Annotated in this window: 19 protein-coding genes and 1 pseudogene; 8 read left to right on the top strand and 12 right to left on the bottom strand. The window is 69.4% G+C overall.

The features are described 5' to 3' along the window. Positions 1–60: 60 nt before the first annotated feature. The 4 genes and pseudogenes from ABT300_RS19465 to ABT300_RS19485 all read right to left on the bottom strand — a co-directional run. Positions 61–1,746 carry a ribonuclease J gene (locus tag ABT300_RS19465; protein ID WP_351677104.1) on the bottom strand — a complete coding sequence of 562 codons (1,686 nt, stop codon included), beginning with the start codon at positions 1,744–1,746 and terminating at the stop codon, positions 61–63. A gap of 128 nt (positions 1,747–1,874) precedes the next feature. Further along, on the bottom strand, positions 1,875–2,774 hold the full coding sequence (dapA, locus tag ABT300_RS19470) for a 4-hydroxy-tetrahydrodipicolinate synthase (RefSeq protein WP_351677106.1): 900 nt from the start codon (positions 2,772–2,774) through the stop codon (positions 1,875–1,877). A 205-nt stretch (positions 2,775–2,979) separates the two neighbouring features. Continuing rightward, on the bottom strand, positions 2,980–4,209 hold the full coding sequence (thyX, locus tag ABT300_RS44515) for an FAD-dependent thymidylate synthase (RefSeq protein WP_502977962.1): 1,230 nt from the start codon (positions 4,207–4,209) through the stop codon (positions 2,980–2,982). Further along, a pseudogene (locus tag ABT300_RS19485) lies at positions 4,189–4,479 on the bottom strand (FAD-dependent thymidylate synthase); the annotation flags it as partial. The pseudogene ABT300_RS19485 and the gene thyX, both read right to left, overlap by 21 nt. Positions 4,480–4,665: 186 nt before the next feature. Here ABT300_RS19485 and ABT300_RS19490 point away from each other — a divergent pair. Further along, positions 4,666–4,899, top strand: a complete 234-nt coding sequence (locus ABT300_RS19490) for a hypothetical protein (protein WP_351677108.1) — start codon at positions 4,666–4,668, stop codon at positions 4,897–4,899. Positions 4,900–5,004: 105 nt separating this feature from the next. Then, complete coding sequence (locus ABT300_RS19495) at positions 5,005–5,556, top strand: SCO5741 family PH domain-containing membrane protein (RefSeq protein WP_351677111.1); 552 nt, start codon at positions 5,005–5,007, stop codon at positions 5,554–5,556. A 96-nt stretch (positions 5,557–5,652) separates the two neighbouring features. Here the strand turns inward: ABT300_RS19495 and ABT300_RS19500 are convergent, their stop codons facing one another. The 5 genes from ABT300_RS19500 to rpsO all read right to left on the bottom strand — a co-directional run bounded on the left by ABT300_RS19500 (position 5,653) and on the right by rpsO (position 11,216). Then, on the bottom strand, positions 5,653–6,108 hold the full coding sequence (locus tag ABT300_RS19500) for a hypothetical protein (RefSeq protein ID WP_351677114.1): 456 nt from the start codon (positions 6,106–6,108) through the stop codon (positions 5,653–5,655). 12 nt (positions 6,109–6,120) lie between these two features. After that, complete coding sequence (dapB, locus tag ABT300_RS19505; RefSeq protein ID WP_351677116.1) at positions 6,121–6,873, bottom strand: 4-hydroxy-tetrahydrodipicolinate reductase; 753 nt, start codon at positions 6,871–6,873, stop codon at positions 6,121–6,123. Between the two features lie 53 nt (positions 6,874–6,926). Then, positions 6,927–8,306: a M16 family metallopeptidase gene (locus ABT300_RS19510; protein ID WP_351677117.1), complete on the bottom strand. Its 1,380-nt coding sequence runs from the start codon at positions 8,304–8,306 to the stop codon at positions 6,927–6,929. Further along, a complete protein-coding gene (locus tag ABT300_RS19515; protein ID WP_351677120.1) occupies positions 8,303–10,522 on the bottom strand; it encodes a polyribonucleotide nucleotidyltransferase in 2,220 nt (739 codons plus the stop codon). Before ABT300_RS19515 ends, ABT300_RS19510 begins: the two co-directional genes overlap by 4 nt. Positions 10,523–10,928: 406 nt before the next feature. Beyond that, on the bottom strand, positions 10,929–11,216 hold the full coding sequence (gene rpsO / locus ABT300_RS19520) for a 30S ribosomal protein S15 (RefSeq protein WP_057579463.1): 288 nt from the start codon (positions 11,214–11,216) through the stop codon (positions 10,929–10,931). Between the two features lie 369 nt (positions 11,217–11,585). Here rpsO and ABT300_RS19525 point away from each other — a divergent pair, with 369 nt between their 5' ends. Next, the gene (locus ABT300_RS19525; RefSeq protein ID WP_351677124.1) at positions 11,586–11,891 is read left to right on the top strand and encodes a DUF397 domain-containing protein; all 306 of its coding nucleotides are present in this window, start codon (positions 11,586–11,588) and stop codon (positions 11,889–11,891) included. Positions 11,892–12,065: 174 nt separating this feature from the next. On the opposite strand, the gene eccD is transcribed toward ABT300_RS19525, so the two are convergent. Further along, on the bottom strand, positions 12,066–13,577 hold the full coding sequence (gene eccD, locus ABT300_RS19530; protein ID WP_351677127.1) for a type VII secretion integral membrane protein EccD: 1,512 nt from the start codon (positions 13,575–13,577) through the stop codon (positions 12,066–12,068). A 220-nt stretch (positions 13,578–13,797) separates the two neighbouring features. Between eccD and eccCa the strand changes: the two genes are divergently transcribed. The 4 genes from eccCa to ABT300_RS19550 all read left to right on the top strand — a co-directional run bounded on the left by eccCa (position 13,798) and on the right by ABT300_RS19550 (position 21,349). Further along, positions 13,798–17,775 (top strand): type VII secretion protein EccCa, encoded by a 3,978-nt coding sequence (gene eccCa / locus ABT300_RS19535; RefSeq protein WP_351677130.1) that lies wholly within the window; start codon positions 13,798–13,800, stop codon positions 17,773–17,775. A 305-nt stretch (positions 17,776–18,080) separates the two neighbouring features. Further along, complete coding sequence (locus ABT300_RS19540) at positions 18,081–18,527, top strand: hypothetical protein (RefSeq protein WP_351677132.1); 447 nt, start codon at positions 18,081–18,083, stop codon at positions 18,525–18,527. Positions 18,528–18,531: 4 nt separating this feature from the next. Beyond that, entirely contained in the window at positions 18,532–20,703 is a 2,172-nt protein-coding gene (locus tag ABT300_RS19545) for a hypothetical protein (protein WP_351677134.1), read from the top strand. Continuing rightward, complete coding sequence (locus tag ABT300_RS19550) at positions 20,696–21,349, top strand: hypothetical protein (protein WP_351677137.1); 654 nt, start codon at positions 20,696–20,698, stop codon at positions 21,347–21,349. Before ABT300_RS19545 ends, ABT300_RS19550 begins: the two co-directional genes overlap by 8 nt. Before the next feature lie 790 nt (positions 21,350–22,139). Here the strand turns inward: ABT300_RS19550 and ABT300_RS19555 are convergent. Both ABT300_RS19555 and ABT300_RS19560 read right to left on the bottom strand, forming a co-directional pair. Further along, on the bottom strand, positions 22,140–22,337 hold the full coding sequence (locus tag ABT300_RS19555; protein ID WP_351677140.1) for a hypothetical protein: 198 nt from the start codon (positions 22,335–22,337) through the stop codon (positions 22,140–22,142). Between the two features lie 17 nt (positions 22,338–22,354). Further along, positions 22,355–22,729: a hypothetical protein gene (locus tag ABT300_RS19560; protein WP_351677143.1), complete on the bottom strand. Its 375-nt coding sequence runs from the start codon at positions 22,727–22,729 to the stop codon at positions 22,355–22,357. A gap of 161 nt (positions 22,730–22,890) precedes the next feature. Between ABT300_RS19560 and ABT300_RS19565 the strand changes: the two genes are divergently transcribed. Beyond that, on the top strand, positions 22,891–23,169 hold the full coding sequence (locus ABT300_RS19565) for a GntR family transcriptional regulator (RefSeq protein WP_351677146.1): 279 nt from the start codon (positions 22,891–22,893) through the stop codon (positions 23,167–23,169). Positions 23,170–23,254: the final 85 nt, after the last annotated feature.

Below are 23,254 nucleotides of genomic sequence, written 5' to 3' on the forward strand. Positions count from 1 at the left end.
CCCCGATGCAAATCGGGGAGCCCCGCTCCGGGTTCGCGCGTACGGGGAGCCGTACGGAGGTCAGACCTCCACCACGACCGGGAGGATCATCGGCCTGCGGCGATAGGTGTCCGAGACCCACTTGCCCAGGGTGCGGCGGATCAACTGCTGCAGCTGGTGGGGCTCTACGACGCCGTCCTGGGCCGAGCGCTCCAGGACCTCGGCGATCTTCGGGGTGACGGCCGAGAAGGCCGAGTCCTCGATGCCCGAGCCGCGGGCCTGGATGTGCGGGCCTCCGGTGATCTTCCCGGTGGACGAGTCCACGACGACGAAGACCGAGATGATGCCCTCGTCTCCCAGGATCTTCCGGTCCTTGAGGGCCGGCTCGCCCACGTCGCCGACCGAGAGGCCGTCGACGTACACATAGCCCGCCTGGACCTTGCCGGCGATCTTGGCCTTGCCCTCGACGAGGTCGACGACCACGCCGTCCTCCGCGATCACGATGCGGTCGTGCGGGACGCCCGTCAGGGCCCCCAGCTCGGCGTTGGCGCGCAGGTGCCGCCATTCGCCGTGGACCGGCATCAGGTTCTTGGGACGGCAGATGTTGTAGAAGTACAGGAGCTCGCCGGCGGACGCGTGGCCCGAGACGTGCACCTTGGCGTTGCCCTTGTGAATGACGTTCGCGCCCCATCGGGTCAGGCCGTTGATCACCCGGTAGACCGCGTTCTCGTTGCCCGGGATGAGCGACGACGCCAGGATCACCGTGTCGCCGGGGACGATGCGGATCTGGTGGTCGCGGTTGGCCATGCGGGACAGGGCCGCCATCGGTTCGCCCTGCGATCCCGTGCAGACCAGGACCACCTCGTGGTCGGGGAGGTCGTCGAGCGTCTTGACGTCCACCACCAGGCCCGGCGGGACCTTCAGGTAGCCGAGGTCGCGGGCGATGCCCATGTTGCGGACCATCGAGCGGCCCACGAAGGCGACACGGCGGCCGTACTCGTGCGCCGTGTCGAGGATCTGCTGGATGCGGTGGACGTGACTGGCGAAGCTGGCCACGATGATCCGCTTGCGGGCCCCGGCGAAGACCGTGCGCAGGACGTTGGAGATGTCCCGCTCGGGCGGCACGAAGCCGGGTACCTCGGCGTTCGTCGAGTCGGAGAGAAGGAGGTCGATGCCCTCCTCGCTCAGGCGTGCGAACGCGTGCAGGTCGGTGAGCCTGCCGTCCAGCGGGAGCTGGTCCATCTTGAAGTCGCCCGTGTGGACCACCATGCCGGCGGGCGTGCGGATCGCGACCGCGAGGGCGTCCGGGATCGAGTGGTTGACGGCGATGAACTCGCAGTCGAACGGGCCGATGCGCTCACGGTGCCCCTCCGCCACCTCGAGGGTGTACGGGCGGATCCGGTGCTCCTGGAGCTTGGCCTCGATCAGCGCGAGGGTCAGCTTGGAGCCGATGAGCGGGATGTCCGGCTTCTCGCGGAGGAGGTAGGGGACGGCGCCGATGTGGTCCTCGTGGCCATGGGTGAGGACGATGCCCTCGATGTCGTCGAGGCGTTCCCGGATGGACGAGAAGTCCGGCAGGATCAGGTCGATGCCGGGCTGCTCCTCCTCGGGGAACAGCACCCCGCAGTCGACGATCAGCAGGCGGCCGCCGTACTCGAAGACCGTCATGTTGCGGCCGATTTCGCCGAGCCCGCCGAGCGGGGTGACCCGGAGGCCGCCCGCGGGGAGCTTCGGGGGTGCAGCGAGTTGCGGATGCGGATGACTCAAAAGACTCTCCTCAAACACCCGCGCCACGTACCGGTGGGCACGTGGCGCGCGTGACGTTCGTGCAGAAGCAGTTGTCGTTGTGGATTGCAGGCACCGGTGGCCTGCCTATTCAGTTGTGAAGTCTGTTGTCAGAGCTGTACCCCGCCCGCGGCAAGATCGATCTTGAGCTGTTCGATCTCTTCCGGCGAGCACTCGACCATGGGCGGGCGCAGCGGCCCCGCGGGCAGGCCCTGCAGGGCGAGCGCCGCCTTCGTCGTCATGACGCCCTGGGTGCGGAACATGCCCGTGTAGACGGGGAGCAGCTTCTGGTGGATCTCCGTGGCCTTCTGGACGTCACCGGCGGTGAACGCTTCGACCAGGGCGCGCAGCTCCGGGGTGACGAGGTGGCCGACCACCGAGACGAAGCCGACCGCGCCCACGGAGAGCAGGGGGAGGTTCAGCATGTCGTCGCCGGAGTACCAGGCGAGGCCGGAGCGCGCGATGGCCCAGCTGGCGCGGCCGAGGTCGCCCTTGGCGTCCTTGTTGGCGACGATCCGCGGGTGCGCGGCGAGGCGGACCAGCGTCTCGGTGCTGATCGGGACTCCGCTGCGGCCGGGGATGTCGTAGAGCATGACCGGCAGCCCGGTGGCGTCGGCGACGGCCGTGAAGTGGCGGTACAGGCCCTCCTGCGGGGGCTTGTTGTAGTACGGGGTGACGACCAGGAGGCCGTGCGCGCCCGTCGTCTCGGCCGCCTTGGCCAGCTCGACGCTGTGGTGAGTGTCGTTGGTGCCGACTCCGGCGACCACGTGGGCGCGGTCTCCGACGGCCTCCACGACGGCTCGTACCAGATCCGATTTCTCCGCGTCGCTGGTGGTGGGCGACTCACCCGTGGTGCCGTTGACGATCAGGCCGTCGTTGCCTGCGTCCACCAGGTGGGTGGCGAGCCGCTGCGCGCCGTCGAGGTCGATCGCGCCGTCCGCCGCGAAGGGCGTGACCATGGCGGTGAGGACCCGCCCGAAGGGGGTCTGCGGAGTGGAGGTCGGAGCCATGGGTGACACGCTACTCGTTGCTCACCGCGGGGTCTGCCCTCGGGGGGTGCGAAAAGTCATGACAAAGATGGAACCCGGCACTGCCTGCTCGGGGGTTCAAGCAGTGCCGGGTCCGTTTGATCAGGCTAGATGAACTTCTCCAAATGCCGCAATACGGACACTTCGGGCGGATGATCCGTACATACGTCTCCGTGACCCGTCCTCGTCACGGCGCGACGCGCCCGTTGGCGTTGAAGGCCGCGTAGGTGAGGGGCATGAGCCTGGCCCACTCGGCCTCCATCTTCTCGCCCACCATCTCGATCTCCCGCTGCGGGAAGGACGGGACCCTGGCCAGCTCGTGCTGGGTGCGCAGGCCGAGGAAGTGCATCAGCGAGCGGGCGTTGCAAGTGGCGTACATCGACGAGAACAGGCCGACCGGGAGGACCGCGCGGGCTACCTCGCGGGCGACGCCGGCGGCGAGCATCTCCTGGTAGGCCTCGTACGCCCGAACGTAGGAGGCCTCCATGGTGCGGCCGACGAGTTCCTGCTGGGCCTCGGTTCCCTCGACGAAGACGTACTTGCCGGGACGGCCCTCCTGCACCAGCTTGCGGGACTCGCCGGGGACGTAGAAGACGGGCTGGAGCTCCCGGTAGCGGCCGGACTCCTCGTTGTACGAATTGTGTACGACGAAACCGTCCGCGATGAAGTTGTGGTGCGGCGGCGGCATGGAGATGTCGTATGTCATCTCCTCTCCGTCGGGGACCACGGAGAGGACGCCCTCCCAACGCACACCGTTCTGCAGGGCACGGCGGCGCGCCCCGATCGGCACTCCTTCACCGTTGGTCTTCCGCTGGTGGCACGGCTTGCAGGCCGGTCGCAGGTTCGCGACGTCCAGTGCCTTCGTCAGGTCGGCGTCCACCGGGACGACGTGATCCAGCTCCAGGTCTTTCGCCTCGAACTTCTCCTCACAGAGGTAACAGAGGTCCATGGGCGCCACGAGCTCGGCTCGCTGTTCGGTGGTCCAGATCTGGATGCCCTCACGCAGGCGCTTCGGGATGCCCACCCGCTCGCCGACCTCTACGCGGCCCAATCGTCCGATCCGGTCACCGACGCGCAGATCGCCGGCGCGAACCCAGCCGTCGGGAGTCCATACACGGTGATCCGCGGTGCACCGCAGAGCCTTGCCGTTCGTCGTCGACACCTTGAGGATCGGTTTCACGCCGGACTCGAAGACGTCGACCATGGGCGCCTTCTCCGCCAACCCGGTCTCCAGGTTGACCGTGTCGGCCAGCAGGTTCCGGCAGGACTTCAGCTTGCGCGTACGCCCCATGGAATCGGGCACGCCGATCTTCCAGTCGCGATGAATGTCCGCGATGCGTTTGGCCTTGCCGTTCTTGCTGGTGCCGACGCGGATCATGGCGTCTCCCGGCAGGCACCAGCCCACGCGGTGCCGCATGAACTCGCGGAAGACGAAGATCGGGGCGCTGATGAAGAAGGTCATCGAGTTGTGCTCGAAGGGGCTGCCGTGCCGGTCCCGCATCAGATAGTTGATCAGGCCCTTCGAGCGCTCGGGGTCCTTGCCCAGCTCGTCGAGGGACTGCTCGCCGACGGTCGAGACCCGGGCGGCGAAGAGCACGTCGGCGTCGGACGCGGTGTGCTTGACCAGCTCGACGGTCACGTCGCTGCGGAAGCCGGGCTTGAGGTCGTCGGCGGAGCTGTCGGTCACGGTGCGGAGGTCCTTCCATCGCGTCTTCGGAGCGGCGCCAACTCTACGGGGGCCGTTGGGCCGGACGGACACGGGCATGCCGCGGAATCCCTCCAGGACGTCTGCCGATATGGGGCACGTTTTCGGGCACTCGCTCGTCTGTACCGGTAGACGACGTCCCACACAGTCCAGGAGGAAGTACCCACCATGTTCCGTCGGCGCGAGCCCGTTCCCTTCGCCTTCCTCGCCGAGGCCGACAGGTTCCGAAGCAATGTCGCTCCCCCACCCCCCGAGCGGTCCTCCGTGAGCCGAATAGCCGGGCGCTGGCTGTTGGGGCTCACCATCGTGGCCGGGCTGGTGGGGTCGCTGGTCATCGGGATGCCGGCGCTGCGCGTCGACTCCTCGCAGCCTCAGCCGTCACAGGCGTCCCAGGGCCGCTGACGCCGAGCGGGCGTCGCCGCCACGGACCCCCGATGGTGGTGAGCGGGGACACAGCCGGATAGCCTCACCGGGCACAGCCCACGCATGGACGAGTGAGGACCAGTCGTGCCCCTGCCTTTTCTGACGGCCGACCGACCGTTCGACGCGGCGGACGACGTCGCCCTGCCCTTCGAGGACCGTGAGCGCTGGCGGCGTCCCTACCGGCCCGGCCCCTGGCGGGTGGGAATCGCGGCGCTGGCCCTGCTGCTGGCCTCGTTCGTGCTGTTCGCGGCCGTCATCATCGCCTTGACCGGTTCGGTGTCCGAGGCCGCCATGGTCTTCGGCGGCTCGCTGCTGGTGATCGTCGCCGCCCTGCGGCTGCTGCGCATGGGCGTGTGGGTGAGCGCGCGCGGGCTGCGCCAGGTCGGCTTCCTCGCCACGCGCACCTTGCCCTGGGAGCGGGTCGGGGCGGTGCACACCGTGCAGCAGCCGGTGCGCTGGCTGGGGCTGCCGCGGACGGTCCAGGGGCAGGCCCTGACGGTCGCGCGACGGGACCGGCCCGCCGAGAGCACGCCGCTGCTGACCACGCACGGGGCGGACTTCCTGGCGCGCGGCGAGGCCTTCGACCGCGCGGCGGACGCGGTCGAGGCATGGGCCGCGGAGAACCGGCACGGCTGATCGCCGAACGCACGAAGGGGCCGGTCCGCCGCGAGTGCGGGCCGGCCCCTTTCCCGTGGTCGGGTGCGCGGGCGGGACGCTCAGAGATGCGTCGGGTCAGGCGGCCTCGACGGGCTTGCCGTCGTGCAGGCTGATCGCTCGCTGCATGGCCTTGCGGGCCCGTGGGGTGTCCCGGGCGTCGTGGTAGGCGACGGCGAGACGGAACCAGGTGCGCCAGTCCTGGGGCGCCGCCTCGGTCTCGGCCTTGCGCACGGCGAACACCTCGTCCGCCGAGTCGCGGTCGACCCGGCCGCTCGGGGTCCGCTTCAGCTCGTCGACGGGCAGACCGCCCTCGGCGTCGAGCTCGGCGGCGAGGGCGTTGGCCCGGCGTACGAACTGGGTGTTCTTCCACAGGAACCAGACGCCGATGACCGGGAGGATCAGCACCGCCGCACCGAAGGTGACGGTCAGCAGCGTGCCGGACTGGATGAGCATGACGCCGCGGCTGCCGACCAGGACGAAGTAGAAGACCAGGACGGCGGCCGTGAGGGCGTAGGAGATCTTCGCGCGCATGACGTCAGAGGCTCAGTTCAGGTCCAGGAAGTGTTCCAGGCCGAAGGTGAGGCCGGGCGTCGACACCACGCGGCGGACTCCCAGCAGGATGCCCGGCATGAAGCTGCTGTGGTGCAGCGAGTCGTGGCGGACGGTCAGGGTCTCGCCCTCGCCGCCCAGCAGGACCTCCTGGTGGGCGAGCAGGCCGCGCAGCCGGACGGCATGGACGGGGATCCCGTCCACGTCCGCGCCGCGCGCCCCGTCCAGGCCCGTCTCGGTGGCGTCCGGGGCCGGGGCGACGCCGGCGGCGCGGCGGGCCTCGGCGATGAGCTGGGCGGTGCGGGTGGCGGTGCCGGAGGGTGCGTCCACCTTGTTGGGGTGGTGCAGCTCGACGACCTCGACGGACTCGAAGTACGGCGCGGCGATCTGCGCGAACTTCATGGTGAGGACGGCCCCGATGGAGAAGTTGGGTGCGATGAGCACGCCCGTTCCCGGGGAGGCGGCCAGCCGGCTGTTCAGCTGCGCGAGGCGTTCGTCCGTCCAGCCCGTGGTGCCGACCACGGCGTGGACGCCGTGCCGTACGCAGTAGTCGAGGTTGTCCATGACCGAGGCGGGGGTGGTCAGTTCGACCGCGACCTGGGCGCCGGCCTTCGCCAGCGTCTCCAGGTCGTCGCCGCGGCCGAGGGCGGCCACCAGCTCCATGTCCTCGGCGGCCTCGACCGCCCGTACCGCCTCGGAGCCGATCCGGCCGTTGGCGCCGAGGACCGCCACGCGCAGCTTGCTCATCTTGTGTGCTTCCTTACCGAAGTTGCCGAAGGCCTGACGGCTGTCGGAGGGGGTCAGGCGACCGCGTCGTGCAGCCGGGCCGCCTGCTTGTCCTTGAGCGGGCCGATGACCGAGAGCGACGGACGCCGTCCCAGGATGTCGCGGGCCACGGCGCGGACCTCGTCCGGGGTGACGGCCGCTATCCGGGCCAGCATGTCGTCGACGGACATCTGGTCGCCCCAGCACAGCTCGCTCTTGCCGATGCGGTTCATGAGCGCGCCGGTGTCCTCCAGGCCGAGGACCGTGGAGCCGCGGAGCTGGCCGATGGCGCGGACGATCTCCTCGTCGGACAGACCGTGCTCGGCGACCTGGTCGAGTTCGTCGCGGCAGATCTTCAGCACGTCGTGCACCTGGCTCGGGCGGCAGCCCGCGTACACGCCGAAGAGTCCGCAGTCGGCGAAGCCCGAGGTGTACGAGTACACGCTGTAGGCCAGGCCGCGCTTCTCGCGGACCTCCTGGAAGAGACGGGAGGACATGCCGCCGCCGAGGGCCGTGTTCAGCACGCCGAGCGCCCAGCGCCGGTCGTCCGTGCGGGCGAGACCGGGCATGCCGAGCACGACGTGCGCCTGCTCGGTCTTGCGACCGATCAGCTCGACCCGGCCCGAGGCGCGGAGTGCCCGCCTGCCGTCACGCGGGGCGATGGGCTCCGCGTCCGTGTTGCGCAGGGCGCCCGCCTTCTCGAAGGCCGCGCGGACCTGGCGGACGACCTTGTGGTGGTCGATGTTGCCGGCCGCGGCGACGACGAGATGGGTCGGGTCGTAGTGCTTCTTGTAGAAGCGGCGGATGCGGTCGGCGGTGAGGGCGTTGACCGTGTCGACGGTGCCGAGGACCGGCCGGCCGAGGGGGTTGTCCCCGAACATCGTCTGCGCGAACAGGTCGTGCACGCAGTCGCCGGGGTCGTCCTCGGTCATGGCGATCTCTTCGAGGATGGCGCCGCGCTCGACGTCGACGTCCTCCTCGCGGATGAGGGAGCCGGTCAGCATGTCGCAGACGACGTCGATGGCGAGCGGCAGGTCGGTGTCGAGCACGCGCGCGTAGTAGCACGTGTACTCCTTCGCCGTGAACGCGTTCATCTCGCCGCCCACCGCGTCTATCGCGGAGGAGATGTCGAGCGCGGACCTGCGGTTCGTCCCCTTGAAGAGGAGGTGCTCCAGGTAGTGCGTGGCGCCGTTCAGGGACGGCGTCTCGTCGCGGGAGCCGACGTGCGCCCAGATGCCGAAGGTGGCGGAGCGGACCGACGGGAGGGTCTCCGTGACGATGCGCAGGCCGCCCGGGAGGGTGGTCTTGCGGACGACGCCGATGCCGGCGGCACCCTTGATCAGGGTTTGGGTACGGGCGACGGCCCGCGCCTCCGAAGAGGTGCGGGCCGTCGCCTGGGAGCTACTCGACGTCACTTGTCGGAGTCGTCCTTCGCGTCCTCGGCAGCTTCCTCGCCCTCGATCACGGGGATCAGGGAGAGCTTGCCGCGGGAGTCGATCTCGGCGATCTCGACCTGGACCTTGGAGCCCACACCGAGCACGTCCTCGACGTTCTCCACGCGCTTGCCGCCGACGAGCTTGCGGATCTGCGAGATGTGCAGCAGACCGTCCTTGCCCGGGAGCAGCGACACGAACGCACCGAAGGTCGTGGTCTTGACGACCGTGCCCAGGTAGCGCTCGCCGACCTCCGGCATCGTCGGGTTGGCGATGCCGTTGATCGTGGCGCGGGCGGCCTCGGCCTGCGAGCCGACCTGGGCGCCGATGTAGATGGTGCCGTCGTCCTCGATCGTGATCTCGGCGCCGGTGTCCTCCTGGATCTGGTTGATCATCTTGCCCTTCGGGCCGATGACCTCGCCGATCTTGTCCACGGGGATCTTGACGGTGATGATCCGCGGGGCGTTGGGGGACATCTCGTCCGGCGTGTCGATCGCTTCCATCATCACGTCGAGGATGTGGAGACGGGCGTCGCGGGCCTGCTTGAGGGCCGCGGCCAGGACGGAGGCCGGGATGCCGTCCAGCTTGGTGTCGAGCTGGAGGGCGGTGACGAACTCCTTGGTGCCGGCGACCTTGAAGTCCATGTCGCCGAAGGCGTCCTCCGCACCGAGGATGTCGGTGAGGGCGACGTAGTGCGTCTCGCCGTTGATCTCCTGGGAGATCAGGCCCATGGCGATGCCGGCGACGGGGGCCTTCAGCGGCACACCGGCGTTCAGCAGCGACATGGTGGAGGCGCAGACCGAGCCCATGGACGTCGAGCCGTTGGAGCCGAGGGCCTCGGACACCTGACGGATCGCGTAGGGGAACTCCTCGCGCGTCGGCAGGACCGGCACGATGGCGCGCTCGGCGAGGGCGCCGTGGCCGATCTCGCGGCGCTTGGGGGAGCCCACGCGGCCGGTCTCGCCGACGGAGTACGGCGGGAAGTTGTAGTTGTGCATGTAGCGCTTGCGGGTCACCGGGGAGAGGGTGTCCAGCTGCTGCTCCATGCGGAGCATGTTGAGGGTGGTGACGCCCAGGATCTGGGTCTCGCCACGCTCGAACAGCGCCGAGCCGTGCACGCGCGGGATGGCCTCGACCTCGGCGGCGAGCGTACGGATGTCCGTGACGCCGCGGCCGTCGATGCGGGTCTTCTCCTTGATCACGCGCTCGCGGACCAGCTGCTTGGTGAGCGAGCGGTACGCGGCGGAGATCTCCTTCTCGCGGCCTTCGAACTCCGGGAGGAGCTTCTCGGCGGCGAGCGCCTTGACGCGGTCGAGCTCGGCCTCGCGGTCCTGCTTGCCTGCGATGGTCAGCGCGGAGGCGAGCTCCGGGCGGACGGCGGCGGACAGGGCCTCCAGGACGTCGTCCTGGTAGTCGAGGAAGACCGGGAAGTCGCCGGTCGGCTTCGCGGCCTTGGCGGCGAGGTCGGCCTGGGCCTTGCAGAGCACCTTGATGAAGGGCTTCGCGGCGTCCAGACCGGCGGCGACGACCTCCTCGGTCGGCGCCTCGGCGCCGCCCGCGACGAGCTGGATGGTCTTCTCGGTGGCCTCGGCCTCGACCATCATGATGGCGACGTCGCCGTCCTCCAGGACGCGACCGGCGACGACCATGTCGAAGACGGCGTCCTCGAGCTCGGTGTGCGTCGGGAACGCGACCCACTGGCCGTTGATCAGCGCGACGCGGACGCCGCCGATCGGGCCGGAGAAGGGCAGGCCGGCCAGCTGGGTGGACGCGGAGGCGGCGTTGATCGCCACGACGTCGTACAGGTGGTCGGGGTTGAGCGCCATGATGGTGGCGACGACCTGGATCTCGTTGCGCAGGCCCTTCTTGAAGGACGGGCGCAGCGGGCGGTCGATCAGGCGGCAGGTGAGGATGGCGTCCTCGGAGGGACGGCCCTCACGGCGGAAGAAGCTGCCGGGGATCTTGCCGGCGGCGTACATCCGCTCCTCGACGTCCACCGTGAGGGGGAAGAAGTCGAGCTGGTCCTTGGGGTTCTTGGAGGCGGTGGTGGCCGACAGCACCATGGTGTCGTCGTCCAGGTACGCCACGGCGGAGCCGGCGGCCTGCTTGGCCAGGCGGCCCGTCTCGAAACGGATGGTGCGGGTGCCGAAGGCGCCATTGTCGATGACGGCCTCGGCGTAGTGGGTCTCGTTCTCCACTAGTGTTTTCTCCTCGTCTTCGTCCCTCGCTGCCCGTGTGGCAGGGGGACGGTTGCGGAGAAGCGCTCCGTGCGGTGCGGGCCGGTCTTCGATCGAAGCACCCGGGGATCTCTTTCCCGGGGGCCACTACCGAGGACCGGCGGCGGCTAGGCGCGCTTCTCCTCGTTCGGTGTGCGTGGTGACGTTTACCCGCAGCGAGTACACGTCATCACGCTGTGTCGTACGTATGGCGTTGTGCTACCACACTACAAAGCGCCGGTGACACTCCGCACGTTTCCGCTCCACGGGCGGCCGTACGACGGGCCCTGTCCGTGGTGCGTGCCGGTGCGTACCGCGTGGTGCGCACCGAGGTGTACAGCAAAGGGAGCGGCCCCGATCGTCCGGGAACCGCTCCCCTCACGGCGTCCTACTTGGCGCCCGCCGCACCGCGGCGGATGCCGAGGCGGTCCACCAGCGCACGGAAGCGCTGGATGTCCTTCTTGGCGAGGTACTGCAGCAGGCGGCGACGCTGGCCGACCAGGATCAGCAGACCACGACGGGAGTGGTGGTCGTGCTTGTGCGTCTTGAGGTGCTCGGTCAGGTCCGAGATCCGGCGGGACAGCATGGCGACCTGGACCTCGGGAGAGCCGGTGTCGCCCTCCTTCTGACCGAACTCGCTGATGAGCTGCTTCTTCGTAGCGGCGTCGAGCGGCACGCGTACTCCTCGTAGTCTTTTCAGTGGCCACCGAGTGCCCCCGGTCTTGGTCTCGGGGGAGCTTCCGTTACTCGGGAGGCGGGGATCCGCTGGGCGCGACCTCCAGAACCTTCAGGGGCTGCCTGAGAGGCTTCCGGGGGTGCGTACACAAACGGCCGAGAGCCAGGGTATCAGGCCGGTGCGCCCGACCTGCCCGGATATCGCGGCGGACGGCCGGACGGCGCTCGGGTGAGCGGGGGCAGTGTACGGGCGACTCCGGCCGGCCGGAACGTAACGGAAGAACCTCTGAGCTGGGGGAACGTCGGCAAGTAGGGTGGCGCTGCAGCTCGTTGGGACAGCGGGAACTCAGAGGGAAGGGTCGGAGCCGACATGGCCGATGCCGAGGACGAGGCAGTCAAGGCGCGCAAGGAACGGGAGCGGGACGAGCTGTACGCGCTCGACATCTCGGATGTCGAGTGGCAGAGCGCGCCCGGCACGGAGGAGCACGAGGAGCGCGTCGAGATCGCCTGTCTGCCCGACGGGGCCGTAGCGATGCGGTCCTCGCTCGACCCGGAGACGGTGCTGCGCTACACCGAGGCGGAGTGGCGCGCCTTCGTGCTGGGCGCCCGGGACGGCGAGTTCGACCTGGAGCCCGCGCCGCACGGCGGCGGGACGGCGACGGGGGCGGCGGAGTAGACGCCTCTCCACGGCGACCGCACCACGGGGACCGCTCCACGGCAGACGCGGCCCGTCGGGTGCGGTCCGCCCCGAGCGGGTGCGGGTCCGCCGCGATCGACCGGTGCTCGGGTGAGAAGGCCTCGGAGCAGGCGCCCTGTGCGTCCGCTCCGAGGCCTTTCTCGGCTCGTGGGGTCAGCCGGTCATCGAGCGGACTGCCGCGTACACGTCGAACACGGCCAGGGTCAGCGGCACCAGCGTCAGCAGGACGAAGCCCTCGGCGATCTCCATGAAGCGGCCCCAGAACGGGGTGAGGCCGCCCCGCGAGCTGATCAGGCCGATCGAGGTGACGATCGCGGCGGCCGCCGCGACGGCGGCGACCAGCCAGACCGTGCGGATGTCCAGGTCGGCGCTGTCGCCGGCGAGGGCGGCGCGGATCGCCGGGTGGGGCGGGTTGAGCGCCAGACCCAGTCCGAGCAGGACGAGCGAGCCGAGGCCCGCGGCCAGCACCGGGGCGACCTGCGCGGTGTAGCGGAAGAGGTGGGCGCGCATCAGCAGGGCGGCGCCCGTGGCCAGCGCGAGCAGCTCGGCCCAGACGTCGTCCGAGAAGCCGAGGACCGCGCAGGCGCCGACCGTGATCGCCGCGCAGCCGCCGACGAGGCCGACCAGGAGTTCGTGGCCGCGGCGGGCCTGCGCGGCGATCCGCTCGGCGTCGACCGGTTCCCGGGGGGCGGGATCGGCGCCGTAGGCACGGCGCGAGGCGGAGTCCGGGGCGTCGAAGCCGATCGGAAGGCGGGCGAAGCGCATGGACAGGCCGGGCAGGAACGCCAGGGCGCCCACCCCGACGGGGGCGCACAGGGCGGCGGTCTCGGCCGGGCTCCAGTGCGCGAGCATCGCCGCGAACACCGCCGCCAGTCCGGCGCCCGACGCGACGACGAACGCGACGAACGGGCCGTCGCCGCGCGGGGAGCACAGGGTGAGCAGCACGGACGCCAGCAGCACCGCCGCGCAGGCGAGCAGGAACTGCAGCTTGCCGATGCCCTGGCCGTCGGCGAGCGGGAGGAGCCCGGAGCCCGCCACGGCCACGTTGGGCAGTGCGCCGAGGCCCAGGGCGATCGCCGAGCCGCGGTCGTCGTAGACGCGGGCCCGGACGCCGGAGAGGGCGACCAGCAGCACGCCGACGACCGCGGCGAGGACGCCGGGCAGGCCGTGCATGTCGTGGCGCGGGTCGCCGTTCCAGGCCACGAAGGCGAGCAGGGCCGGCAGCACGCCTCCGCCGACGAGGCCCGCGGTGCGGGTCAGTTCGCCGCTCCACAGGGTGTGCTCGCGCGTGACGGCCGAGGCGACCGCGTCCGACACGTCGTCGAAGACGGCGGGCGGCAGCGACTCGGAGAACGGGCGCAGCGTGAGGAGTTCGCCGTCGAGGATGTGCTGGGCGGCGAACGAACGCGAGCTGTCGAGGACGGAGCCGTCCCTGCGGACGAGGGTGTAGCCGACCGGTGCGCCCTCGGCGGGACTCTGCCGGGCGAGCCGGAGGATCTCCGGGTAGAGGTCGGCGACCGGGATGTCGTCGGGCAGCGCCACGTCGATCCGGCTGTCGGGGGCGACGATGGTGACCCGGCAGAAACCGAGCCCCGCCCCCGCCGCGGGCACGGCTGCGGCGCCGCGTCCCTCTCCGGTGGCTGCCGCGGAGGTCGTGATGCTCACCCTGCTGCTCCCCCTCAGTGATGGTCTCGCGTCGGCTGTGTGAAGGTCCCGCGCAGGTTGGTGCGCACGCGCGGCCCGCGGTGTGCTCACGCGAACATCCGGCACCCTACCGCCCCGTGGTGGTACCAGCAGTCAGTAGGATCACGCGGCGGCCTGCGTCCGCCTGACACGGGGTGGCGGACGGTACTTTTCGGGGGCCTCGCAAGGGGATTGGTGAGCAGTGAGCCACATCGTCGTGAAGCGTCCGCCAAGGGCGCTGCCGTCCGAGGTGCCCATGGGCGAGGTCGTCCTGCAGCCTCCGCCCGAGTTGCCACGGGGGCATCAGGAGAGCGTGCTGATGCAACTGCTGCCGACGCTCGGCATGGGCGGCTCGGTGGTCTTCTTCTTCACGAGCGGGCAGCCGTTCATGCGCATCATGGGCATGGTCATGATCGCCTCGACGGTGGCCATGTCGATCGCGATGGTGGTGCGCTTCCGGCGCGGCTCCCAGGGTCAGTTGGCGGATCTGCGCCGGGACTACCTCAGCTACCTGGCGCAGACCCGGCGCACCGCGCTCGACACCGCGCGGGCCCAGCGTGACGCGCAGTACTACCTGCACCCCTCCCCCGAGCAGCTGTGGGCCCTGGTCGCCGAGGGCAGCCGGGTGTGGGAACGGCGGCCCGGGGACGAGGACTTCGGGCAGGTCCGGGTGGGCCTCGGCGTCCAGGCGCTCGCCACCCCGCTGGTCGCCCCGGAGACCGGCCCGGTGGAGCAGCTGGAGCCGTTGACGGCCGGCGCGCTGCAGCGTTTCCTCGCCGTGCACGACAGCCTGGACGATCTGCCGATGGCGGTCTCCCTGCGTGCCTTCTACCACGTGACGATCAGCGGCGAGGCGGACTCTGTCCGTTCCTGTGCCCGGGCCCTGGCCGGTTCGCTGGGCGCGCTGCACTCGTCCGAGGACCTGGTGCTCGTGGTCGCGGCGGGCCGGGACGAACTGCCGCACTGGGAGTGGGCGAAGTGGCTGCCGCACGTCCAGGCGCCCGGCGCGGTGGACGGGGCGGGCAGCCGCCGGCTGATCGGCTCGGACACCCGTGAGCTGGAGAGCCTGCTCGGCTCCCGGCTGACCGGGCGGCCGCGGTTCCACCCCAACGCGACGCCGCTGGTCGACGAGCCGCACGTGGTCGTGGTCCTGGACGGGGTGTCCCTCCCCCACGACTCGGTGCTGGCCAACTCCGAAGGACTGCAGGGCGTGACGGTCCTCGAGATCGTCCCGGGTGAGCTGACGGGAGCGGGCGGCGAGCTCGACATCGTCGTACAGCCCGGGGCGCTGCGGCTGGAGTCGGGGCACGGGGCCGTCTACGAGGGAACGCCCGACGTCCTGTCGCCGGAGTCCGCGGAGGCGCTCGCCCGGCAGCTCGCGCCGCTGCGCATGGCCTCGGGCGGCGACGACGACGAGCCGCTGCTGGCCAACCTGGAGTTCACCGAGCTGCTGAACCTCGGCGACGCCGCGTCGGTGGACACCCAGCGCACCTGGCGGCCGCGTTCGCTGGCCGAGCGGCTGCGGGTGCCGATCGGGGTGGGCGAGGACGGCCGTCCGGTGATGCTGGACCTGAAGGAGGCGGCGCAGGAGGGCATGGGCCCGCACGGTCTGTGCGTGGGCGCGACCGGCTCCGGCAAGTCCGAGCTGCTGCGCACGCTGGTGCTGGGGCTGGCGGTGACGCACTCGTCGGAGACGCTGAACTTCGTCCTCGCCGACTTCAAGGGCGGCGCCACGTTCGCGGGGATGGCTCAGATGCCGCACGTGGCGGCCGTGATCACCAACCTGGCGGACGATCTGACGCTGGTCGACCGGATGGGCGACTCCATCAGGGGCGAGCTCAACCGCCGTCAGGAGCTGCTGCGCAACGCGGGCAACTACGCCAACATCCACGACTACGAGAAGGCGCGGGCCGCGGGCGCCGCCCTGCAGCCGATCCCCTCGCTGGTGCTGGTGATCGACGAGTTCAGCGAACTGCTCACCGCCAAGCCCGACTTCATCGAGATGTTCGTGCAGATCGGCCGCATCGGGCGCTCGCTCGGCGTGCATCTGCTGCTGGCCTCGCAGCGCCTGGAGGAAGGGCGGCTGCGCGGGCTGGAGACGTACCTGTCGTACCGCGTCGGTCTGCGCACCTTCTCCGCCGCCGAGTCGCGGGCGGCGCTGGGCGTGCCCGACGCGTACTCGCTGCCCAACGTGCCGGGTTCGGGGTTCCTGAAGTTCGGGACGGACGAAATGGTGCGGTTCAAGGCGGCGTACGTGTCCGGGGTCTACCGCTCGGGCGGTCAGCGGACGGCGCCGGGCGGCGGCCCGCTGCCCCTGGACCGGCGGCCGGTGCTCTTCACCTCCTCCGAGGTGCCGGTGCGGTACGCGGCCGTGCCGCAGGCCCGCCCGGCCGGCGACGCGGAGGTCGACGACGCGCTGGCGGACACCGTGCTCGACGTGATCGTGCGCCGGCTGGAGGCGCAGGGCCCGGCCGCGCACCAGGTGTGGCTGCCGCCGCTGGACAGCCCGCCGTCGCTGGACTCCCTGCTGCCGGGGCTCACGGCGGTGGAGGGCCGTGGGCTCACCCAGCCCGGCTACGAGGGCGCGGGACGGCTGGTCGTGCCGGTCGGCCTGGTGGACAAGCCGTTCGAGCAGCGCCGTGACTCGCTCTGGGTCGACTTCTCCGGCGCGGCCGGCCATATGCAGATCGTGGGCGGCCCGCAGTCCGGCAAGTCGACGCTGCTGCGCACCCTGATCGCGGCGTTCGCCCTCACCCACACCCCGCACGAAGTGCAGTTCTACGGCCTCGACTTCGGCGGCGGCGGGATGGCCGCGGTGGCGGGCCTGCCGCATGTGGGCGGGGTCGCCTCCCGGCTGGATCCGGAGCGGGTACGGCGGACGGTGGCGGAGGTGTACGGCGTCCTGACCCGCCGCGAGGAGTATTTCCGCGCGACGGGGATCGCCTCGATCGCCGACTTTCGGGCCCGGCGGGCGCGGGGCGAGATCTCGGTCACGGACCAGCCGTGGGGCGACGTCTTCCTCGTCATCGACGGATGGGGCAACTTCCGCGCGGACTACGAGGTGTTGGACCAGATCGTCCACGAGATCGCGGCGCGCGGCCTCGGTTACGGCATCCACCTGGTGCTGACGGCCTCGCGGTCGATGGAGGTCAGGGCCGCCCTCAAGGACCACCTGATGAACCGGCTGGAGCTCCGGCTCGGCGACACGATGGACTCCGAGATCGACCGCAAGCTCGCCGCGAACGTCCCGTCGGGCGTTCCCGGCCGGGGGCAGTCGCCCCAGAAGCTGCACTTCATGGCCGCGGTGCCGCGGATCGACGGCCTCGCCTCGGACACCGAGCTCGCCGACGCGACGCAGGCGCTGGCCGCGGAGGTCTCCCGGCACTGGCAGGCCGCGCCCGCGCCGGAAGTTCGGTTGCTGCCGCGGGAGTTCCCGGCCGAGTCGCTGCCGCCGGGCGACCGCTTCCCGCGCCGCGGGGTCGCCTTCGGCCTCGACGAGGACCGTCTCGAGCCGGTCTTCGTCGACTTCGAGCAGGATCCGTTCTTCCTCGTCCTCGGCGAGAGCGAGTCCGGCAAGTCGAACCTGCTGCGGCTGCTGATCAAGCAGCTCACCCAGCGGTACTCCGGGGACGAGTGCAAACTGTTCGTGGTCGACAACCGGCGTTCCCTGCTGGACGTGACGCCGGCGTCCCATCTCGCCGAGTACATCCCGATGTCCAACGCGATGGACCATCACATGGCCGCGCTCGCCGACCTCATGAAGCGTCGGACGCCGACGGCCGACGTGACGGCGCAGCAGCTCCGGGACCGCAGCTGGTGGCGGGGCCCGACGGTGTTCGTCGTCGTCGACGACTACGACCTCGTCGCCACGTCGAGCGGCAATCCGCTGGCGGGACTGACCGAACTGCTGCCGTTCGCCCGTGACGTGGGGGTGCGGTTCATCGTCGCGCGCTCGACGGCGGGCGCGGGGCGTGCCTCGTACGAGGCGTTCATGCAGCGCATCAAGGAACTCGGGGCGCAGGGCGTGGTCCTGGCGGGCGACCCCGGCGAGGGCGACCTCCTGGGCGGCGTACGCCCCCGTCCGATGCCGGCAGGCCGCGGCATCTTCGTGTCGCGGCGGCGGGGGAAGCCGCTGGTGCAGGTGGGGTTGGTCGCAGAGGGGGTCGAGGGGGCGGAGTGAGCCGGGGGCGGCATCAGCGGAGGGGTGGGAGTGAGTCGCCAACCTGGGTTCGCGGCTTTGCGCCGGGAGTTCCCGGAGGTTCGGCGGTGGCCGGTCCTCGCCTCTCGATTTTGGCCGCGGCCGAACCGTGGGCAAAAGCATTGCGGAAAGTAGGGTGAGTCCGGGAGATCACTCGGGGTGATCCACTGGACTGTTCCTGTCACTGGCACGGCGCGGTCGCCGTGTGGACCGCGGGCCGCGGGCCGCGAGCCTGAGTGCGGCGATGACGTCAACAGGACGCACACAACGGCGGAGGGGGACCACGCATGGCGTGGGAGGAATGGGAGCAGATGAAGGCCGGGGCAGCCGAACGGCATGGCGCCCGGATGCTGCTCAACCATGTGCCGACCGATCCCGGCGTGGGCAGCACCTACGGGGACCTGGTGGCCGGTCACAAGGACCTGGAAGCGGTCGGTAAAGCGGCCCATGACCTGTTCCAGGACTTCACCACGTACAGCGGGCACGCGCGCGTGGCGTCGGAGGCCGCCGCGGGTGGGCTCAAGGGCGAGGGTTTCGCGCTGGGCGCGGCCCTCGACCATGTGACGGAGCGCTGGGGCGAGCAGAGCAAGTCGCTGCTGGACGCCTGCGCTCATATCTCCAACCATCTGCGGTTCACGAAGAACCAGCACGCCGCCGACGACTCCTACATCGCCGGCGCGGTCAGCAGCATCGCTCTGTTGGACGAGGGCTTCGACGACCGAAAGGGCCACTGACCCGATGGATCTCGACGCGCTGCGCCACGGAGACCTCTCCAAGCTCGGTGAAGCGGTCACCGACTGGCAGCAGATGACGAAGAAGCTCGCGGACCTGCAGAAGGACGCCGAGACCAACCTCAAGGCGAAGGCGGACACCGCCAGGTGGGCCGGCGTGAACGCCACCGTCAGCCGCGAGTTCATCACCAGGACCGCCGCCGAGTTCGCCGACGCGCACACCCAGGCGGACTCCATCGCCAAGATCCTCAGCGACACCCATGGTGAACTCGTCAGCTTCCGCACGCAGTTGACGGCCGCCATCACGCGGGGCACGCAGCAGAACCTGTCGGTGATCGACACCGGCGAGGGCACGTTCACCGTGACCGGGAACACCCGACCCGACTGGGCGTCGGACCCCAGCGGAAAGAGCGGGGCGACGGACCAGAAGGCAGTGGACGCGCTCCGTGACGAGATCCAGGCGATCCTGGCCAAGGCGACGCAGGCCGACAACAGCGCCGCAACGGTTCTCCGGCTCCTCGTCGACCAGGCGAAATACGGCTTCACCGACGCCTCGTACGCAGACCGGGACGCCGCTGCCAAGGCCGTCGCGGCGGCGGAGAAGCTGGCGAAGCTGGCCAAGAACCCGGCCGACATGAGCCTCGACGACATCAAGAACTTCAACCGCACGATGGAGACGTACAACGACGATCCCCTCTTCGCGGAACGGTTCGCCACCCGCCTCGGGCCCAAGGGGACGCTCCAGTTCTGGACCGAGATGACCTCGGCACACGCCGGAGCCAGGGGCTCGGAGCTGGACACTATGAAGAGCCTGCAGAGCAACCTGGGTCTCACCCTGGCCACGGCTTCCTTCTCGGACTCGGAGGCGATGCAGGACTGGAAGAAGGGCGTCGTCGCAGAGCGGAACACCAACTTCCGCGCTGCCGACTCCTTCAGTCCCGTCGGCGCCCTCGGCTCCCAGGTCATCAGCAGCCTGATGCGCGAGGGGCAGTACGACACCGAGTTCCTGGACGACTACCGGAAGACGCTTTTCAAGGCGGACAAAGGCGCGGGTGACAGCAATACGGACGCACTTTGGGTCAAGGGCTATGACGCCCTTGACCTAGTCTTCGGCGACGGCAACGGGCGGGACCCGTTGGAGGGGCTGTTCGAGGGCCTGTCGCACAATCCCGAGGCGGCGACGCATGCGTTCGAGTCCAAATCGGACCTGAACCACATGCTGGGCACCACGGTGTACACGGATCGAGGAGCCTCCCTCGGGCATGCCTTGGAAGCGGCGGTGACAGGAGTCGCCGCTGGTGACTCGACATCACCGGCACCGCCTCACAGCGCCGCACAAGTCGAGATCATGGCCAACGTCATGAACGCGGTGGCACAGCCCGATGACGGCGCAAGACTCGTGACCAAAGGGCTGGGAGACAGCTTCGGAAACATGGCGGCTTCCTATATGCCGGAAATCAGCCAGGCCTTCGCAGGTCCCAACTCCGGACCTATTTACGTCACGAACAGTGAAGCACCTGCGGGCCTCAACGTTTCGGATGTAACTCGCTTCCTTTCAGCGACGTCAGCAGACGCATACGGAAGAGCAGGGATCATTTACGGAGAAAGCATCTACACCGGAAATCTTCTTGAAGCGCACCTTTCAGACCCCTCCCTGTTCGACGGGAGCCGCGAGAAGGTTCTTGCGGATATCGGCAGAAATTCAGGGATCATCGAGGGGATTGTAGGTCATTCTGCCGCAAACGCAGAGATCAACAACAGCATCAGCGGCGAGAAGGACTACAACAGCGCACTGAAGGCAAAAGGTGATTTCGCTAAAACCTGGGCTGCCGTCGGCCTGACCTTCATCGAGGTCCCCGAGCGACTCGGAGGAGCAGCAATGGGGGCCGTGGGTGGCGGGATGCTGGGCGCCGTCGCCGGATCAGCGGTTGATCGCCTAATCGATGGCCAGCAACTCGACGGCGCCAAAGACGAAGCGCTATATCACTCCAGTCAAGACTTGTTCAGAATGCGCGACTCGGTCAGCCAACAGACGCAGTGGTCGATGGAAGATGCCCTTGACCGAAACAAGATTGACCTACCGAGGGATGAAATAAAGGACACCATGCGGCAAGCCGTCAACGATGGCTGGAAGGACAGTGACTACTATTTGAATCGCGCTAAGGAGCAGTATGAGTAAAAGGGTACGGGAGAGGGAGGCGACCCTCCATGCCGCGAAAGGACTCCTCATCGGTCTGGTGACCTGCGGACTGATAGGTGGGGCCATTGCCCTGTTCTTCATGAAAGGGCTTTACCTGCTGCCCGACAAGGTGTGCGACGGTGCCGTACAACGTGACATCGCGGTCCAGATCCTTCCGCGGGCACGAGCGGCGGAGGAATATTCAAGCCAAGGAGGAACCGGAGATAATTTCGACTTCTACTGCACTGTTTCCACCAGTGGTAATTCGACCCTGTCCGGAATGGTGGACCTTCGAGATGCGTCCACGTCCGCATGGGAAGAGCACTACGGAAGTCTTGCAGGTAACCATGTCGTAAGAGTTACGCGAGGCGACATCGAGGCACTGGCACAGACGGACGACGACAGCGAAATTTCCTCGGTCTATGTCCCATGCCGGCCGAGAAATATGAAAGAAGATGCTGGGAAACAGAAATATGCCCTGATAGCGGAGGTCAGCGTGAATGGGAAGAGTCAGGCCACCGGTGGCGAGCTGCGTCAGGCCCTGACGGATTTTGCATACCAGCTCACCCGGCACGCCTACAAGTTGGCTGAGTGCAAGGAACCTCGTGGCTTCCCTGAGGCATTGCCCCGCTATGAGGACGACTGATGACGGAGGAGGAGATCATCAGGCACTTCGACGGGCGTGGCCGCTGCGAATTTCTCATTCGTGCATCGCAGAAGGACCGCATGGAGAAGATCAGCCATGCTCTCGGCTACCGGCTGATCGCCGCTGACAACCTCAGACGGGGGCGCGTCCGGCTTCACTTCCTCCGGGACGACGCCCCGCCGGCCCGCCGCCGGGCCGAGCGGACCATCGCGCGGCTACGCGCAGGCGGTCCGGTCCTGCCGGAGTTCGCGGAGGTACCGCCTCCGCCGCCGTCACCGCCCTCAGCAATCCCGTCAGCGGCACCACCCACGCCCAGGATCCCTTCTCGGCCACCGTATCCGCCCATGCCGCCGCCCCCTCCCCCTGCTTCCGCGAGCAATTGAAACGGTTGAGGACGGCCGCATTCGTGGTCCGAGTACACACCACAGCAAAGTGGCGCGATGGCCACCGCCAACCCGTAACGCAGGCCCGCGTCGGGGCCACTGCCCTCGGATCGGGTCTGGGGCGGGCCGACGTGGCGACCCGCCCCAGACCCACATAGGCGCTCAGCTTCGGACGTCAGCCTTTTCGCCGTTGTGGGGTGCCGGCGGCCGTTCGGGCTCCTCCCATTACGGGTGGTGGCAGGGGCAGGGGCAGCGGTGTACGAGCAGCAGGCCTCCGCCGTGTGGGAGTGGGATGTCTTGCAGGCGGCGGCAGGCGAGGTGGACGTCCTCGTAGCCCGGTCGGTGCGCCAGGGCGCATTCCGGCGACAACTCCTCTGCTTCCCCTGCCTTTTCCGCCGCTCGCAGGCTCACTGCGCGTTGCCGGGGCGGTGGGGCGGGGACAGGACCGTGAGGATGTCCGGCTGCGGCGGGTAGTGCGCGGCGCACGCCTGGCACGCGTAGACGACGAAGCCCGGCCCCGAATTCTGGTGGACCACTCCGACCACGACCGGCGTCTCCGTGGTCACCTCGCAGCGCACGCACATCCGCACGGGCGGGCGGGGCATCCTCTCCCCCGTCCCCGTCACGCCGCCCTCTCCGCGCCGACGACATGCTGGTCGAGGTCGATACCGAAGTCCGCCGCGAGCACCAGAGCCACCCGCCGCCGTGACTGCGCCTGCCGCGTCCACTGCTGTTGCTGTTCGCCGCCGTGCTGAGTTCGCTCAGCCGCCAGTACGTACGGACGGACCGGGACCGTGGCGGCTCCGTCGAGGGGCCCTGCAAGCCCGTAGGGGGAACGGGCTGTGGGGAGTCGTCGGTGTACGGCCCGCGCCTCGGGCGTCTGCGCAACGCGGACGGCCGGTACGGCGGAGCGTGCGCCCGCCCTCCGCCTGCCGGTGCCGGGCGCGAACACGCCCAGGGTCCAGCGCAGCAGCGCGTGGATAATGCTCACTGTCATCAACCTCCATCGGGTTGGCGGCCATGCCCCCGGACGGCGCCTACCGTCGCGGGGGTCTTCTGCTGACATCGACTGTACGGCAACTTAGTACGTCTTGGTACGTCTTCTCACGTGCTAGGCCGCCCTATGCTGTCTTGAGCTGGCCTTTTACGCTCTAAGATGTGATAGAAATCGACCGGGAGAGCATCGTCCCGATGTACGTGCAGCTTGCTTCCGCCCTGCGGGAGCGCATCCGGCGCGGCGAGATTCCGGTTGGCCGCCGCATCCCTTCTCACCATGAGCTGGAGCAGGAGACGGGCGGAGCAGTCAGCCGCCGGACCATCAAGTCCGCCATCGAGGTACTGCAGGCCGAGGGGACCGTTCAAGGAGTCCAGGGCAAGGGCGTGTTCGTCGTCGCCATGCCCGCCGGTGCGCCTGAGGACGGCAAGAGCTACGGCTGACCGCCCCGCAACGACATCCAACTGCGGCACAGCACAGGGTGGGCACCTCCCGTGCGTGCCCACCCTGTGCTGCGGAATACGGCCT

The organism is Streptomyces sp. NPDC001027 (assembly GCF_040299045.1).
In the GTDB taxonomy this organism is placed as follows: Bacteria; Actinomycetota; Actinomycetes; order Streptomycetales; family Streptomycetaceae; genus Streptomyces.

What these genes read in the sequence shown, in the direction of transcription:
- dapA (WP_351677106.1), bottom strand. Translation starts at nt 2,774, where the DNA reads ATGGCTCCGACCTCCACTCCGCAGACCCCCTTCGGGCGGGTCCTCACC.
- thyX (WP_502977962.1), bottom strand. Translation starts at nt 4,209, where the DNA reads ATGCGGCACCGCGTGGGCTGGTGCCTGCCGGGAGACGCCATGATCCGC.
- ABT300_RS19490 (WP_351677108.1), top strand. Translation starts at nt 4,666, where the DNA reads ATGTTCCGTCGGCGCGAGCCCGTTCCCTTCGCCTTCCTCGCCGAGGCC.
- ABT300_RS19500 (WP_351677114.1), bottom strand. Translation starts at nt 6,108, where the DNA reads ATGCGCGCGAAGATCTCCTACGCCCTCACGGCCGCCGTCCTGGTCTTC.
- dapB (WP_351677116.1), bottom strand. Translation starts at nt 6,873, where the DNA reads ATGAGCAAGCTGCGCGTGGCGGTCCTCGGCGCCAACGGCCGGATCGGC.
- ABT300_RS19525 (WP_351677124.1), top strand. Translation starts at nt 11,586, where the DNA reads ATGGCCGATGCCGAGGACGAGGCAGTCAAGGCGCGCAAGGAACGGGAG.
- ABT300_RS19540 (WP_351677132.1), top strand. Translation starts at nt 18,081, where the DNA reads ATGGCGTGGGAGGAATGGGAGCAGATGAAGGCCGGGGCAGCCGAACGG.
- ABT300_RS19545 (WP_351677134.1), top strand. Translation starts at nt 18,532, where the DNA reads ATGGATCTCGACGCGCTGCGCCACGGAGACCTCTCCAAGCTCGGTGAA.
- ABT300_RS19550 (WP_351677137.1), top strand. Translation starts at nt 20,696, where the DNA reads ATGAGTAAAAGGGTACGGGAGAGGGAGGCGACCCTCCATGCCGCGAAA.
- ABT300_RS19555 (WP_351677140.1), bottom strand. Translation starts at nt 22,337, where the DNA reads ATGCCCCGCCCGCCCGTGCGGATGTGCGTGCGCTGCGAGGTGACCACG.
- ABT300_RS19560 (WP_351677143.1), bottom strand. Translation starts at nt 22,729, where the DNA reads ATGACAGTGAGCATTATCCACGCGCTGCTGCGCTGGACCCTGGGCGTG.